The following is a 16,263-nucleotide window of genomic DNA, read 5'->3' on the forward strand; positions in this document are numbered from 1 at the left end:
GAAAAGCCCTGTAGAGGAAAAGCCAAAATTATAATTGTTTTCATTTACATTTCAAGCGGATTAATTTAAACAAAGCAGATAAATAAAAAGGATAACAATTTGTAGAACTTTAAAGTGTTTTTGTAACACGTGAGTAACAGTAACCAAGTGATTATTTTTAATAACTTGGTTACTGAATGTGTTGCGGGTAAAACATTTATTACTTTGCTTGCTCAGCGGACTTAATGCTGCTTTGAATAAGCGGCGAAATAGTTAAGCCTTGTACAATAATAGAAAATATAACCACTACGTAAGTAACAATTACTATTAGGTTATGTAGGTCAGAGCCGCCTACAAAAACTTGCTCGCGTGGGATTGCTGCCGCCATTGCCAGAGCAAGGCCACCACGTAGTCCACCCCAGGTCAAAATTTTAACACTGTGTTTATCGTAAGTTCTAAAGCGTTTAAAAATTACAAATGGTGCGCCTACACTTATAAAGCGTGCAAGTAATACAGCCGGCACCATTAATAAACCTAAACCAATTTCGCCAAGGGTAATTGGCATAGTGACTATTAGCATACCTATTATTAAAAACAGTAGCGCATTTAAAAAGCTGTCGGTTGCATGCCAAAAATCTTTTACGTAACGAGTGTCTTCAGGCCCCGTACGCTCGGTTGCTTTGGTGCGAGTAATGTTACCCATTAATATTCCACTGGTTACCATGGCAAGTGCGCCAGATATTTCCCAAATATTTGCAGCAGCAAAACCTGCAGTTGGGATAGTTAAGGTAATTAATAAGCGAATATTTACATCGCGGCTATTAATAATTAAAAAGTGGCCAACTAATGCAATGACTAAACCAAACGCAATGCCCCCTATTGCATCAACAAAGAATAGCTCTGCTATGTCACCAAATTGTGCATCTGTGCCATAAAAAGCAACAGAAAATATAGTGGTAAATATTACTAAACCAATACCGTCGTTAAATAGCGACTCACCTTCTACTTGAACCGATATACCTTCTGGCGCTCGCATTTGTTTAATAATAGCAAGTACAGCGATAGGGTCGGTTGGGCTAATAAGCGCGCCAAACAATAAACAATAAATAAAAGGGACATCAAAACCAAAAACTGAAAATAAATAAAAGCTTAAATAACCCACTATAAATGTGGACACGATGGTTGAAAATAATACCAATGCGGTTATTTCCCAGCGCTGTTTACGAAGCGCCATAAGGTTAATTTCCAGTGCGCCAGCATAAAGTAAAAATCCGAGCATACCTTTGAGTAATAACTCGTTAAAGTTAATACTGGAAACAATTTGGGTCATTGCTAATGCGTTCTGATCGCCTAATAATTTAACGGCAATGATCAATAATAAAGAAATAACCACAGAGCCGGTTGTAATGGCAATGGTAGTTTGCATTTTGAGGATGTACTGGTTTGCAAAGGCTATAAATATTGCAATTGCAGAGAGAAAACAAATGAGGTACCAAGCATTCATTGATTAACCTTAACTATTTTTTAAACGACACACAAAAAGGAGGATTATAAACCCGCGTATGTTACTCCTGTAATATTTGAGAGTCACAGTATTTATGCCTAAATATAGCTTTTAGTGAGGATTGTTTTTAGTAAGAGTAAATAGGAAATTAGGCTTTGTAAATATTGTCATTATTAAATTAAATGTATGTTATAAATACAGTGTTTGTTGTAAACTTTAGTGGTTAATCACATTATTGAAACGTGTGTTGCATCATAAAATAAAAGTCGATTTTGTAATTACTTGCCCTAAATGCTTTGCTTACGTAAAATCCCGCTATTATTTATTTTAAAGTGATTGGTATTATCAAACAGCTGTTTAGTGCAACCGGGCCTTTGGCGTCATCGTTAGATGGATATACGCCTCGCCAACCACAAATTGATATGGCAGTAGCTGTTGCAGATGCATTAAAAAACAGTTCGCAATTAGTTGTTGAAGCAGGCACGGGTACTGGTAAAACATTTGCATATTTAGCCCCTGCACTTAAATCAAAAGGCCGAACGATAATATCGACTGGTTCTAAAGCCTTACAAGAACAGTTATATCACCGCGATTTACCTCAATTAGTGAAAGCGCTTGGTGCTTCTAAAAAAACCGCCTTATTAAAAGGGCGTGCCAATTACTTATGTACCTACCGACTTAATCAGCATGTTGCGCATGTGCCTACTGACGACTCCGACGTAATGCATCAACTAGCGATGGTGGCTAAGTTTGCCAGTGAAACGCAATCAGGCGATTTGGCCGATTGTCTTGGTATAGAAGATGACGCGAAAGTACTGCCTTATGTAAATTCAACAGCCGATAATTGCTTAGGTAAAGAGTGTCCAGATTTTCAAAGCTGTTATATACGCAAAGCACGTTTAACTGCGGCCGATGCCGACGTAGTTGTGATTAATCACCATTTATTTTTTGCCGACATGGCCGTAAAAGAAAGTGGCTTTGCTGAGCTTATGCCAAAAGCTGACGCGTATATATTTGATGAAGCCCATCAGTTAAGCGAAATTGCCAGTGATTATTTTGGTGAGAGTATTAGTACTAAAAAGCTGGTGGATTTAATTAATGATTTACGTGCTATTTATAGAGCCGAAATTCCCGATATGCTGCAGCTAGGCAAAAGCTTAAATAAGCTTGAAACAAGCGTTGCTGATTTACGATTGCAGTTTGGTGTTGATGGCAGTAGAGGCGATTGGCGAGAAAAGCTAAGTGATAAACAAATATGCGCGGCACTTCATCGTGTGATCAGTGATTTAGATTTTGTTTATCAAGTACTTAAACTTTGCCTAGATAGAAGCGATAAAATAGAGCATCCATTTGAACGTGCACTTGCGTTTAAAGGGCAGTTAGAGCGGGTTTTTGATACAGCCCAAACCGGTTTTAGTTACTGGTATGAAACAACGCGCCGTTATTTAACTATTAATATAACGCCATTAAATGTATCAGCTAAATTTGCTCAAATGATGCAAGACACGGGCGCAGGCTTTGTATTTACTTCAGCAACACTTTCGGTCGACAATAAACTAGAGCACTTTAATGCAAGCCTTGGTTTAAAACCAAAGCAAAGCATGATGGTAGATAGCCCGTTTGATTACCCTAATCAGGCGCTGCTGTGTTTACCGCGTTATTTACCCGAATCACACGCTGATAATATGCCGCATGCGATTGTAAAATTAACACTTGAGCTTATAAAGTCAGCACAAGGGCGTTGTTTTGTGTTATTTACGAGCTATCGAATGATGCACTTAGTGGCCGAAGGGCTAACTACACAAATAGACTACCCAGTTTATATGCAAGGACAAATGTCTAAGCGTATTATTTTAGAGAAATTTACTCGCCATGGTAATGCAGTATTACTCGGCACGGCTTCTTTTTGGGAAGGTGTTGATGTACGCGGCAGTACACTAAGCTGTGTTATTATAGACAAATTGCCATTTTCAGCCCCTGACGATCCATTGCTTCAAGCTAAAATGCAAGATTGCCAAATGCAGGGAAAAGACCCTTTTTCACACATACAATTACCGCAGGCTGTTATTGCGCTAAAACAAGGTGTAGGGCGTTTAATTCGAGATAGTAAAGACAAAGGCGTACTTGTAATATGCGATAATCGCTTAGTTACACGCCAATATGGCCAAGTATTTTTAAAAAGCTTACCGCCGATGCGCCGCACGCGAAGCTTAGAAGATGCCAATACATTTTTAAAACAAATTAACTAGAGTACTAAAATGATCAAAAGTAATATTCTTGCCCTTGATGCTTCAACAGAAGCACTTTCAATTGTTTTACATTTTCAGGGCCAAACGTTTCATCATTTTGAAGAATGTCCGCAGCAACATAGCCAAAAAATACTTCCACTTGTGGATGAGCTATTAACTAAAGCAAACTGTAAATTAAAAGACTTAGATGTCATTGGTTTTGGACAAGGCCCTGGCAGTTTTACTGGTGTACGTATTAGTGTAGCTATAGCGCAAGGTTTAGCGTATTCAACTAATTTGCCGCTTGTAGGTGTGTCTACTTTGGCTATTATGGCGCAACAAGCATTTGAACAAAACGGTAGCCTTAGTGTTTACCCAAGCATAGATGCCCGCATGGGGGAGATATACTTTGCACATTATCAAGTGCAAAATAATCTAATGCTTTTAGTTAACCAAGAATGCGTTATAAAACCTGATTTACTAAATAATGACTATATATCGACCACTGAGCCATCTGTAGCTGTGGGCACGGGCTTTAAAACCTATCCTGATGCGCTAAATGACTTTGAAAACGTGACAATTAATACTGATATTACATTGCCTGATGCGCGTTATATGTTAGCGCATGTTGAAGCCGCGCTTTTAGCGGGTGACGTTGTAAAAGCGAGTGACGCTCAACCTAAATATGTGCGAGATACGGTAACGTGGAAAAAGCTACCAGGGCGTGAGTAATCATATTATTTGCAAATTGGTTGTTTTTAAATCATAATTTTATACAATATTAAGGTTGGAGACGCGTAATGACGCTGCCTATTGGTTCAGGTTTTTTTACCGGAGATATTCCGGGTAGGGTTAGCCCTACTAAAGTTGTTACTAATAAACCACAGAGTTTATTAGACCAGCCGGCTGCTCAAACAACGAATACCGATTATGTAAAAAGCAGTGTCGAGGGCGTCGAACTAGCTAATCAACTGTTTAAAAGCAGTGCTAAAAGCAATGAATACAGCCAAACAATTTACGACCAACCGACAGCTCAAGTAAGTAAAGCGATTTCTACTTATACTGAATTTGCCAATTTAGAACGCAGAGCCGAAGTACAAAATTTAATAGGCGTTGATATATACGCTTAAAGCTCATTCAAACGTTTTAGATAAATACAGCGATAAAATTCAATAAAAAGCCCGAACATGTGTTCGGGCTTTTTGTGTTAAAAACGAGGTGAAATTATACCAATTCGCTTAATTAAGTGATCTATTTTGAGGGAAGAAAATCGTGTCGATAACAAGGCAAAAATTTCGTTATTTAGTTGTTCTATATCAGAAAATTTTAACGTAGTTAACGTCAGATTTAACCCCTCAAATTGATTAAGTATTATTGCGGATTGGTATTACTGTTCAATAAAGCCAATCAGCTTATCTGCAATATCAGTATTATTTTGTGAGCCGATAAATTGCTCACTGCCTTTGCCATAGGCAAATACTTGAACGTCTACAGCGGTGTGTCCGCCAGTTGTCCAGCCAGTAAAGCTTGCATCACTAATAATACTTTTAACAGCTAAATTAAGCGCTTTTTCTCCCATTTTTTTAGCTTGCTCAAGTTTGATTTGGTTTTCGGTTGTAAATTCAATATTGGTGTTAGCAGTCCATACTGGTTTTAAGTCTTTAGACTCCATAAGTTTGTCTGTTAACTTACTAGCCGTTGCCTTAACACCTTTAATTACGTCTGTTTCCCATTTAAATTGGCCGTGCGAACCAATAGTTAAGCCGCCCGTTGAGTGATCGGCTGTAACTACAAGTATAGTGTCTTTATTTTTATCAACGTACGCTTTTGCTTTTTCGATTGATTTAGCAAAGTCGTCCATTTCAGCCATCGCACACGCTATATCGTTAGAGTGACCACACCAATCAATTTGGCTGCCCTCAATCATCACAAAAAAGCCTTCTTCATTCTGGTTATCTAGTAAACCAAGCGCTTTAGATGTTAACTGAGTAAGGCGAGTTGGGTTCATATCAAGGGCAAATGGCAAGCCTTTGCTTGCATACAAACCTATGGCAGGTATTTGTGTAATTTGTCCCAGATTATTAATATCGTCACCGTATTGGTAACCTGCCGCTTTAAATTCTTCAACTAAATTACGGTCGTCACGAATAAAATATTTAGTACCGCCACCTAGCATTAAATCAACAGGTAATTTACCAGCAATCTTATTATCAATATAATCGTTGGCAATATCATCGTAGTTGTAACGAGATTCATTGTGAGCTGTAAAGCTAGCAGGTGTTGCATGGTTTATTTGTGAAGTTGCTACAAGCGCTGTTGTCATACCGCGCTCTTTTGCCATTTCAAGCATGGTTTTAACTGGCTTTTTATCTGTATCTACAGCAACTGCACCATTATAACTTTTATGGCCGCTACTAAGCGCTGTAGCACCCGCAGCGCTGTCTGTTACATAAGTATGGTCATCAGGGTAGGTGTGAGCCATGCCTTTTAAAATAGTGTCAAAAACCGTGCCTTCTACTTCTTTTGTTGCAGGGTCATCTTTAAAATAGCGATAAGCCGTGGTGTAAGCCGGACCCATGCCGTCACCAATCATATAAATTACATTTTTAGGTGCTGATTCTGCGTAAGCACCAGAAGCGGTGCATAAAAGTGCCAATAAGCTGATCTGTTTTTTCATGGTTGTACCTTATGAGTGTACCTTATTTAATAGCCGCTGATATTGTATACAGATAGGATGATAAATAAATGAATATCTGAGATATTTATAATTTATACTTTGATTTTATATACATAAAATTATAGTTAACGCTGTTAGTTCTATTTATTTAATTATACTAGTTATAAGTTAAGTATATACAATGCCGCCACTTTTAAATTGTTCAAAATACATACAGAGTAAGCTTATTAAAAACGGTTAGTTTGTTGTTTTTAGTTTAAGTTATTAATAATGTTATGTTTAATTATTATGCTTTGCTTCTTTTTTCATCACGAAGATAATTAAATCGTGAATTTGGCACCATTTTCTAAGTTAGTGGTCTGACAACTTGTATGCTATAAATAATGATGCTCTAAATTAATAAAGGACTTACCGTGCAGCCATTTAATATTGAAACCAATAATTTAAATATCCATGGCTTAAAAGTAGGTTCAGGGAACGAAATAGTAATAGCATTGCATGGGTGGTTAGATAACTGCCATAGCTTTATGCCAATGTTAAACAACGTTAACCCAAAGCATACGTGGTACTGTATTGACTTTGTCGGGCACGGTTTATCATCTTGGCGAAGTGATGATGCACACTATTATTTTGTTGATTATATTGATGATGTGTACCAACTTATAAATGCCCTTGGTGTTAAAAAAGTACATTTAGTTGGGCATTCGATGGGAGCCATGGTTGCAGGGCTTTTTGCTAGTTGCTTTGGTGATTATGTAAAATCTGTTACCTTTATTGAGGGGATTGGGTGTGTTACAACCCCTAGTGAAGGTGTGTGTGAACAGTTACAAAGTGCAGTACTAAATAGAGCGCGTTTAAAAAATAAAAAGTCGAGAATTTATAAGTCGAAAGAGCTTATTTATGAAGCTCGTGCTCAAACAACCGATTTGAATAGCGAGCTTATTGCTCTTTTAATGCAGCGAAATATAAAATCGGTTTTAGATGGTTATACATTAACAACTGATCCAAAGCTTAAAAATCACTCAGGTTTTAGGTTTAATGAGGCGCAATGTATTGGTGCAATAAAAGATTTAATTGCACCATGTCAATTAATTTTAGGTAACGAAGGTTATTCGTTTGTAAAACAAAATTTGGCAAAGTATATTAGTTATTACAATAGCTTGAAGGTCATTAATGTAGATGGTGGGCACCACTGTCATATGCAAAGTAGTGAACTATGTTTTAAGCATATTCAAGACTTTATGCTGCAAAATGGTGCATGTTAATTGTAAGTTTACGTAAAATGTGGGATTATTCCTCCATTAGAGTATTTGCTCAATTGTTAAAGCGCCTTACTTAGATTAAGGTTAATAAAAATATAATTATAAACAGGGGCTAAGAGTGGAAAAAATCTGGCTTAAGCGCTACCCAGAGGGTATGCCTGAAACAATCGATCCTGAGCATTACAACTCGTTACTCGAAGTGTTCGAAAAAAGTTTTACTGACTACACCGATTTACCTGCATTTACGAATATGGGTAAAACGATGTCTTACGATGAAATAGATACAGCAACAAAAAAAGTTGCTTCCTATATTCAAAATGACTTAGGTCTCAAAAAAGGCGACAAAGTTGCCGTAATGATGCCTAACTTACTACAAACGCCAGTCACCATTTTAGGTATTTTACGTGCAGGTTGTGTGGTTGTAAATGTTAACCCACTTTACACTGTGCGTGAATTAGAGCATCAGCTAAAGGATTCTGACACTACCGCTATTTTCATTTTAGCAAACTTTGCTGACACACTTGAAAAGTCACTTGCACACACTGATGTTAAACACATTGTAGTAACGCAAGTAGGCGATATGGTTGGTGGGCTTAAAAAGCACATAGTTAACTTTGTTGTGAAGCACATTAAAAAAATGGTGCCAAAGTTCAACTTACCAAACACAATTAACTTTTCAGACGTTTTAGCTGCAGATGAAACTAAATATACACGTCCTGAAATGAGCTTGTCCGATCTTGCTTTTTTACAGTACACCGGTGGTACAACAGGTGTATCAAAAGGGGCAATGCTGAGCCATGGCAATATGGTTGGTAACCTTGAGCAAGTTTCAGGCTGTTTAGACAAAGTGTTAAATCGTGGTACAGAAGTTGTTGTTACCGCTTTACCGCTTTATCATATATTTGCTTTAACAGCTAACTGCCTGACGTTTATGAAGTACGGTGGTTTAAATATATTAATTACAAACCCACGAGATATGCCTGGGTTCGTTAAAGAGCTAGGTCAGCATAAATTCACTGCTATTACTGGTGTTAATACGTTATTTAACGGTTTATTAAACACACCAGGTTTTGCAGAGCTTGATTTCAGTCATTTAAAAATGTCTTTAGGTGGCGGTATGGCCGTGCAACGTCCTGTTGCTGAAAAGTGGCAAAAAGTGACTGGCTCAAAATTAATGGAAGGCTATGGCCTTACAGAATGTTCTCCATTAGTAACTATTAGTCCTTATGATTTAGAAGCATACAACGGCTCTATTGGTTTACCTGCGCCTAATACAGAGATTAAGTTAATACTTGATAACGGTGAAGAAGCCGCTAAAGGTGAACCGGGTGAAATGTGTGTGAAAGGCCCGCAGGTTATGGTGGGCTATTACAAGCGACCAGATGCAACAGCTGAATGTTTAAAAGACGGCTGGTTTGCTACAGGTGATATTGCAACTTATGACGATGAAGGTTTCTTCTTTATTGTAGATCGCAAAAAAGACATGATCATTGTATCTGGCTTTAATGTTTTCCCTAATGAGATAGAAGAGGTAGTGGCTATGCACGAAGGTGTGCTTGAAGTTGCTGCTATTGGTATTCCTCACGATGTAAGTGGTGAACAAGTTAAAGTTTTTGTTGTTAAAAAAGACCCTTCTTTAACTGAAAAAGATATAATAAGTCACTGTCGTGATAATTTAACTAATTACAAGGTCCCAAAACTGGTAGAGTTTAGGGATGAGTTACCTAAAACTAACGTAGGTAAAATACTCCGAAGAGCCTTGAAAGATTAGCAACCTATAAAAAAGCCGACATATGTCGGCTTTTTTATTGTAGGAGATTAAGTGCAATACCAATTGATCGAAACCCAAAATCAACTGAACACTTTTGTTGAACAAATAAAAAATAAGCCTATTTTAGCTATTGATACTGAGTTTATGCGTCGTCGCACTTTGTATCCAGAAGTTGCACTTATCCAAGTTTTTGATGGTGAGCATTTAGCGCTTATCGATCCGTTAGCTGAGCTCTCATTATTCGATTTTTGGGAAATACTAAAAGATCCTAGTGTTTTAAAAGTACTGCATTCTCCTTCAGAAGATATTGAGGTTTTTCAAAAATACGCAGGCTTTGTTCCATCCCCACTTTTTGATACACAATTTGCGTTGCAGCTACTTGGGGAAGGTAACTGTATGGGCTTTGCCCTTATGGTAAAAGAGTTGCAAGGTATTGAAATAGATAAAAGTGAGTCACGCACTAACTGGCTGCAACGTCCGTTAACTAAAAAACAGTTAGATTATGCTGCTGCAGATACTTTTTACTTATTGCCGTGTTTCGAGCTGATTATAGAGCGTATTAATGCCGCTGGGTTCTTTGACATTGTAATAAACGAGAGTGAGCTGATAGCTAAAAAACGTGCGTTTCAAACACCAGACGAGCTTTTATATAAAGATATTAAAAATGCATGGCAACTCAAACCGCACGAACTTGCGGTTTTAAAGGAACTTGCTGTATGGCGCAGAAACAAAGCCATTAAGAAAAATTTAGCGCTAAATTTTGTGTTAAAAGAACATAACATGACTGAAATTGCCAAACGTGGTCCTTCAAGTTTAAATGCTCTACGTCAAATTCCAGGAGTTGAAGCTATTGAAGTTAATCGCTCTGGTGTAGATATAATCAAGTGTATTGAAGTTGCCAAAGCATTACCTGAGGAGCAACACCCAGCAATTTTAAAGCGTTTAATAGACTTTCCTAGTTACAAAAAAGTAGCGAAAGAGATAAAACAAAAAATTAATAAAGTTGCCAAAGAACATAATATTCCAGAGGATGTAATGGCTTCTAAAAAGCAGGTTAATCAACTAATTAGTTGGAATTGGAAATTATCTGCAGCACAAAAAGAGCAGCATATTAAACCAGATTTGCTTAGTTCTTGGCGCTATTCTTTTGTAAAAGATACGCTAAAAGAATGGGATACTTAAGACTAGATATTTTTTTACTGTGTAATACTTATACCAATCCGTAATAATACTTAATCATTTTGCGGCGCTAAACGTGTCGTTACCTGTGTTAAAAAAATCTCATTTACGACTGCATGGATGCAGAAGGTAGAGCAATGCAGGAGCAATTGCCGAGAACAACTAAATAGCGATTTTTTTGCCTAGCTATCAACACGTTTTTCCATCCTCAAAATAGATCACTTAATTAAGCGAATTGGTATTATCTATAATTGTTGTGTTAAATAGTGAAAAAGTTTTAGTTGCATGCAAGGGATTAAAACGTAGATATTTAGAAAGTTATTACAAAGTAAATGAAAATAAAGAGGGCGCTTATAAAGCGCCCTTTCATCAATTACTTCTTTTCTTCATCAGGTAGTGTAACGTTTAGCTCAAGTACGGCTAAATCGTCTTCGTTTTGATCAAACTGAACCTGAACTGCATCGGTACTTACGTTCACGTATTTACGGATCACATCTAAAATATCTTGTTTTAATTGTGGTAAGTAATCCGGCGTTCCTCGTTGAGAACGCTCGTGCGCGACAATGATCTGCAATCGCTCTTTTGCTAATGACGCACTGTTTTTCTTTTCTGAGCGGAAGTAGTCAAGTAAAGACACGTTAACCTCCAAATATCCGTTTGAATAAACCTTTTTTCTCTACATCTAAGAAGCGAAAGTCGACAGTCTCACCTAGTAAGCGGCTAATCGCATCTGCATAAGCTTGTCCTGCATCAGATTCTGTATCCAATATAACAGGTTGGCCTGAGTTTGAAGCACTTAATACCGCTTGCGATTCAGGAATAACCCCTAATAATGGGATTGACAGAATATCTTGCACATCTTCTACCGATAGCATTTCACCTTTTTCAACACGACCAGGGTTATAGCGTGTTAATAGTAAGTGTTCTTTAATATTTTCTAGGCCTTCTTCAGCACGTTTTGATTTGCTGTGTAAAATACCTAAAATACGATCTGAATCTCGAACTGACGACACTTCTGGGTTTGTTGTTACAATTGCTTCATCAGCAAAGTACATTGCCATCATAGCGCCAGCTTCAATACCTGCTGGTGAATCACATACTATGTAATCAAAGTCTTCTTTTAGTTCATTTAGTACGCGTTCAACACCTTCACGTGTTAAAGCATCTTTATCACGAGTTTGTGAAGCAGGTAGTAAAAATAATTTATCTACACGTTTATCTTTAATAAGCGCTTGGTTAAGGTTTGCCTCACCATTAATTACATTTACAAAGTCATAAACAACGCGGCGTTCACAACCCATAATTAAATCTAAGTTACGTAAACCAATATCAAAGTCGATAATAACTGTTTTATAGCCTTTTAACGCTAAGCCTGTGCCAATTGCAGCACTTGATGTTGTTTTACCAACACCGCCTTTACCTGAGGTAACGACAATTACTTTTGCCATGAGATTTATCCTTTAACCAATGCTGAAATTTCTAATGATTCGTCTTTTTGTTGTATTTGCACTGCATTTCCCCAATGTTCACCTTGTAGCGAATCACTGATCCAGTAATTACCATCTATTGAAACCAGCTCGGCTTCAAGTTTTTGGCAAAAAATGTGTGCTTCTTTAAAACCTTTTGCGCCTGCAATAGCGCGACCGCGTAGCGTGCCATAAATATGCACATTCCCATCGGCAATGACTTCCGCACCATGACTAACTGCGCCAAGTACTATCAAATCTCTATCTTTTGCATAAACTTGTTGTCCAGAGCGAACTGTACCGCTGATAATTTGCGCTGGTAAATGCACCGTTTTTTCTACAATCGATGTATTGGACTCTTTTTTAACAGGTTCGCTCTTAACGTCTTGTGAATAATTTAAAACAGATAAGCCAGCAGCCTTTGCTTGAGTATGTTGCTCATCTGAGCCATTACACACACCAACCGCATTAAAACTCATTCGCTCGATTAATGATTTTAAGTGAACAAAATCAAGTGAACTGTTTTTAATTTCAATTAAATTAACGACAATAGGCGCACCCTCAAAAAACTTAGGGGCCTGGGCTATTTTTACATACAGTTGTTCTGCTAAAAGGTTTATATCAGTACTATAAAGATGCAAAACTGATAACGTAAAAAGATTCCCTTTTAACTCAAAAATTTGGTCCGACATACACGCTCAATTGATTTGTCTGATTAGAAATTAATTTTAGATAAACGTAGGCTGAATAGAGCCTTTATTGAAATTTCTAATCTAATTTTTCTAACTTATTATTACTCTCATGTTATAGTGTGCGGCATTGTTAAGCAAGAATTTATAGGGCCATAATGCTCACTGCAGTATATAAAAGTAAGAAAAAAGCGGATACGTTCTTATTTGTTGAAAAAAGAGATGATTTTAGTAAAGTTCCGGAACCTTTGATGACTATGTTTGGTCAACCTGTTTATGTGATGATCATCAATTTAACAAAACGTGAGCATTTAGGTGGGGCAGATTTAGAAACTGTAAAAGCAGCGTTATCAAATCCTGATAAAGGCTACTACTTACAAATTCCACCACCTGAGCAAAGTTTGCTAAGCCAATTACGAAAAGACAATGGAGTTGATAGTGATTAAAAAACTTATCGTTATATTATGTGGTGTATGTTTAAGCTCACCTGTTATGGCAAAAACTCAGGCTGAATTTCAAGATTATTTAGCGAATTTAAAGCAAGAAGCTATCGCAAAAGGTTACGAAGCCAAACTTATTGACGATGCGTTTGCAACAGCAACGTATAAAGAAAAAGTGGTTTCGGCTGACAAAAACCAGCCAGAAGTAAAAGAAACCCTTGAAACGTATTTACCAAAACGTGTACCACAATGGAAAATTGACCGCGCACGTAAGCTTTACGCAGAAAACAAAGAGGTACTTGAAAAAGTAGCGAAAGAGTTTGGCGTACAAGCACGCTTTATAGTGGCGCTTTGGGGACTTGAAAGTAACTTTGGTACAATTCAAGGCGGACATAACGTTATTTCATCATTAGTGACACTTGCTTTTGATGGACGCCGAGAAGCACTTTATAAGCGCCAACTTTGGGCTGCACTGGATATTTTAAAGTCGGGCCACATAACGCTTGATAAATTTAAAGGCTCTTGGGCAGGCGCAATGGGGCAAACGCAATTTATGCCTACCTCTTTTAATGCTTACGCGGTTGATTACAATAACGATGGTCGTAAAGATATTTGGACTACAAAAGAAGATGCTTTTGCCTCAATTGCTAATTATCTAAAACAAGAAGGCTGGAATGACTCTCTTACGTGGGGTCGCCAAGTTCAGTTACCTGAAAACTTTGATAGTAAATACGTTTTAGTGCGTGGTACCAAAACTCGCAAGCAGTGGTTAGAATATTGGAATGACTCAGAGCGCTCATTAGCTGATTGGCAAGCACTGGGTGTTCGTAAAGCTGATGGTTCTGATTTACCTAATGTAGACGTACGTGCTGCGCTGGTTATGCCTGATGATATAAATGGCCGTATGTACTTAGCGTACGATAACTACAAAGTGTTTATGCATTGGAATCGCTCGTATTACTTTGCTACTAGTGTAGGTTACTTGTCGGATAGAATTGGTTATCCAAAAATCTAATTCTTAAAATATACCTATAAATAAAGCCGCAATTGCGGCTTTATTCTTTTTTGAATATCTTTTCTTTTAGGTCAATAACTTTACCAATTCCAGAACCTAGCTTCATTAGCTTATTAAGTTGCTCTGGCGTTAAACGCTGTAGTTCTGATGACCATTTAGTGACGGTTTCAAGTAGGTTGTGAATCTCACCCATTTGTTTTTGTGCATAAAGCTCATCATCGTTACTGGCTTCGTCTAATAAGTTATCGCGTAGTAGTGTTAAGGTGGGCTCAATTTCACGTTTTTTACGTTCTTCAAATACGCGATTTGCCATATCCCAAATATCGCCAGCAGGGGCGTAGTACTCTTTACGATCGCCAGGAATATGCTGTATTTTAATTAACTGCCACGATTGCAGTTCTTTAATACCCATACTTACATTACCGCGAGAAATACTAAGCGCATCTGCAATCTCATTAGCTGTCATTGGATTTTTAGTAATAATCAGCAAACCACACATTTGCCCAATTGTACGATTGAATCCCCATCGGCTGCCCATCTCACCACAATGCATTACAAAGGCAAAATTCTTTTCGGATAAACTCATAGCTTAGTAACTTTCAGTAATTTCAGAAAGTAAATGCTAGCACGCTCATTTTGGATAGCAAGTTCTTAGCCATTTTATAAATTGATTTTAACGACTAAAGTATAATTTAGATTAATATTTATACATCTATATTGGGATATGTTGTACACAACAATACGTAAATAAATCCTTATTTTTAATTTTTTCACATACGATGGAATGACTATGAAAGCTGCAATTAATAATGAATACAAAGGTAAATTACAAATAACAGACTTACCAATTCCTGAGGTGGGAATAAATGATGTTTTAGTAAAAATAGCGGCCTGTGGCGTTTGCCATACCGATTTACATGCCTGTCATGGGGATTGGCCAGTAAAACCAAAAATGCCATTAGTACCAGGGCACGAAGGTGTCGGTGTTATCGAAAAAGTCGGAAGCAACATTAAGCACTTAGAAGTTGGCGATAGAGTGGGTATTCCTTGGCTCTATAGTGCATGTGGGCACTGTGAGTTTTGCCTAGATGGCAAAGAAACACTGTGTTTATCGCAGCACAATACGGGCTATTCTATTGATGGTAGTTATGCAGAATATTGTTTAGCGCATGGCGACTACGTTGTAAAAATACCTCAGGGATTAGGCTTTTCTGAGGCTGCTCCATTATTTTGTGCAGGTGTTACAACCTATAAAGCATTAAAAGTATCTGGTGCTAAACCAGGGCAGTGGGTTGCTATTGTTGGTGTAGGCGGGCTTGGGCACTTGGCCGTGCAATATGCTAAAGCAATGGGTTTTAATGTAATAGCTGTTGATACAGGCAAAGAAAAACTCGCGCTTGCTAAAGAGCTAGGCGCAGATATCACCCTCGATTTTAAAGAGGTGGTTCCAAGCGAAGCTATTTTTGAACAAGTCGGTGGCGCGCATGGTGTTGTGTGTACTGCAGTGTCTAAAGCTGGGTTTGAACAAGCCTATAAAAGTGTACGCCGTGGCGGTAAATGCGTATTAGTGGGATTACCTCCAGAGGATATGCCACTTCCTATTTTTGATACTGTGCTTAATGGCGTTTCAGTAGTTGGCTCTATTGTTGGTACACGTAAAGATTTGCAAGAATGCTTGGAATTTGCAGCGCAAGGTAAAGTAAAAGCGATTATTGAAGAAAAACGCTTAGAGGACATTAACGAAATTTTTGATGATATGCTCAAAGGTGAAATTAACGGTCGCATAGTGGTTACTATTTAATTTAGATTAAGCGTTTATAAAACACAAAAAAGCACGGCTTCTAAATTAGAAAACCGTGCTTTTTAAGTATTTAACTAACCTGAGCGCTGAAAATAGCTGCTTGAGATAGATTTATTATCCAGAGTTCATATATGGTCTCCTCCAGTATTGCAAGGTGTCATTCAACGATAGCAGGGACAGGTTTGCTGTCATATATACGGTCTTTTAGTGAAGATTATTACTTCTGACCTTGATGTAATCCGCGCATATTGT

General features: G+C 37.7%; 15 protein-coding genes. 9 read left to right on the top strand and 6 right to left on the bottom strand.

Going from position 1 to position 16,263, the window contains the following annotated elements:
- Positions 1 to 199: 199 nt before the first annotated feature.
- A complete protein-coding gene (locus QL998_RS15980) occupies positions 200 to 1,483 on the bottom strand; it encodes a sodium:proton antiporter (protein ID WP_290193052.1) in 1,284 nt (427 codons plus the stop codon).
- Positions 1,484 to 1,815: 332 nt separating this feature from the next.
- On the opposite strand from QL998_RS15980, the gene QL998_RS15985 reads away from it, so the two are divergent.
- The 3 genes from QL998_RS15985 to QL998_RS15995 all read left to right on the top strand — a co-directional run bounded on the left by QL998_RS15985 (position 1,816) and on the right by QL998_RS15995 (position 4,841).
- Complete coding sequence (locus tag QL998_RS15985) at positions 1,816 to 3,732, top strand: ATP-dependent DNA helicase (protein ID WP_290193053.1); 1,917 nt, start codon at positions 1,816 to 1,818, stop codon at positions 3,730 to 3,732.
- Positions 3,733 to 3,741: 9 nt separating this feature from the next.
- Positions 3,742 to 4,443, top strand: coding sequence for a tRNA (adenosine(37)-N6)-threonylcarbamoyltransferase complex dimerization subunit type 1 TsaB (tsaB, locus tag QL998_RS15990; RefSeq protein WP_290193054.1), 702 nt, complete (start codon positions 3,742 to 3,744; stop codon positions 4,441 to 4,443).
- 68 nt (positions 4,444 to 4,511) lie between these two features.
- Positions 4,512 to 4,841, top strand: coding sequence for a hypothetical protein (locus QL998_RS15995; protein ID WP_290193055.1), 330 nt, complete (start codon positions 4,512 to 4,514; stop codon positions 4,839 to 4,841).
- Positions 4,842 to 5,098: 257 nt separating this feature from the next.
- Here the strand turns inward: QL998_RS15995 and QL998_RS16000 are convergent, their stop codons facing one another.
- Positions 5,099 to 6,388, bottom strand: coding sequence for an alkaline phosphatase (locus tag QL998_RS16000; RefSeq protein WP_182692913.1), 1,290 nt, complete (start codon positions 6,386 to 6,388; stop codon positions 5,099 to 5,101).
- Between the two features lie 413 nt (positions 6,389 to 6,801).
- On the opposite strand from QL998_RS16000, the gene QL998_RS16005 reads away from it, so the two are divergent.
- The 3 genes from QL998_RS16005 to rnd all read left to right on the top strand — a co-directional run bounded on the left by QL998_RS16005 (position 6,802) and on the right by rnd (position 10,603).
- On the top strand, positions 6,802 to 7,653 hold the full coding sequence (locus QL998_RS16005; protein ID WP_290193056.1) for an alpha/beta hydrolase: 852 nt from the start codon (positions 6,802 to 6,804) through the stop codon (positions 7,651 to 7,653).
- Between the two features lie 115 nt (positions 7,654 to 7,768).
- Complete coding sequence (gene fadD / locus QL998_RS16010) at positions 7,769 to 9,421, top strand: long-chain-fatty-acid--CoA ligase FadD (RefSeq protein WP_290193057.1); 1,653 nt, start codon at positions 7,769 to 7,771, stop codon at positions 9,419 to 9,421.
- A gap of 51 nt (positions 9,422 to 9,472) precedes the next feature.
- Entirely contained in the window at positions 9,473 to 10,603 is a 1,131-nt protein-coding gene (gene rnd, locus QL998_RS16015) for a ribonuclease D (protein WP_290193058.1), read from the top strand.
- Between the two features lie 370 nt (positions 10,604 to 10,973).
- On the opposite strand, the gene minE is transcribed toward rnd, so the two are convergent.
- From minE to minC, 3 genes are read right to left on the bottom strand one after another with little or no spacing between them, the layout of a single operon-like run.
- The gene (minE, locus tag QL998_RS16020) at positions 10,974 to 11,237 is read right to left on the bottom strand and encodes a cell division topological specificity factor MinE (protein ID WP_004334706.1); all 264 of its coding nucleotides are present in this window, start codon (positions 11,235 to 11,237) and stop codon (positions 10,974 to 10,976) included.
- A 1-nt stretch (position 11,238) separates the two neighbouring features.
- Positions 11,239 to 12,048 carry a septum site-determining protein MinD gene (minD, locus tag QL998_RS16025; protein ID WP_024604841.1) on the bottom strand — a complete coding sequence of 270 codons (810 nt, stop codon included), beginning with the start codon at positions 12,046 to 12,048 and terminating at the stop codon, positions 11,239 to 11,241.
- Positions 12,049 to 12,053: 5 nt separating this feature from the next.
- A complete protein-coding gene (gene minC, locus QL998_RS16030) occupies positions 12,054 to 12,758 on the bottom strand; it encodes a septum site-determining protein MinC (RefSeq protein ID WP_290193059.1) in 705 nt (234 codons plus the stop codon).
- A 155-nt stretch (positions 12,759 to 12,913) separates the two neighbouring features.
- On the opposite strand from minC, the gene QL998_RS16035 reads away from it, so the two are divergent.
- Together QL998_RS16035 and QL998_RS16040 are read left to right on the top strand one after the other, a co-directional pair.
- Positions 12,914 to 13,201: a YcgL domain-containing protein gene (locus QL998_RS16035; RefSeq protein ID WP_024604843.1), complete on the top strand. Its 288-nt coding sequence runs from the start codon at positions 12,914 to 12,916 to the stop codon at positions 13,199 to 13,201.
- Positions 13,194 to 14,210, top strand: coding sequence for a lytic murein transglycosylase (locus QL998_RS16040; protein ID WP_004334714.1), 1,017 nt, complete (start codon positions 13,194 to 13,196; stop codon positions 14,208 to 14,210). The genes QL998_RS16035 and QL998_RS16040 overlap by 8 nt, the downstream gene beginning before the upstream one ends.
- Before the next feature lie 40 nt (positions 14,211 to 14,250).
- Here the strand turns inward: QL998_RS16040 and QL998_RS16045 are convergent, their stop codons facing one another.
- Positions 14,251 to 14,796, bottom strand: coding sequence for a MarR family transcriptional regulator (locus tag QL998_RS16045; RefSeq protein ID WP_024604845.1), 546 nt, complete (start codon positions 14,794 to 14,796; stop codon positions 14,251 to 14,253).
- 204 nt (positions 14,797 to 15,000) lie between these two features.
- Here QL998_RS16045 and adhP point away from each other — a divergent pair, with 204 nt between their 5' ends.
- Positions 15,001 to 16,011 (top strand): alcohol dehydrogenase AdhP, encoded by a 1,011-nt coding sequence (gene adhP, locus QL998_RS16050; protein ID WP_024604846.1) that lies wholly within the window; start codon positions 15,001 to 15,003, stop codon positions 16,009 to 16,011.
- Positions 16,012 to 16,263 lie beyond the last annotated feature (252 nt).

The sequence above is a fragment of the Pseudoalteromonas sp. APC 3691 genome (genome assembly GCF_030408135.1).
GTDB lineage: Bacteria > Pseudomonadota > Gammaproteobacteria > Enterobacterales > Alteromonadaceae > Pseudoalteromonas.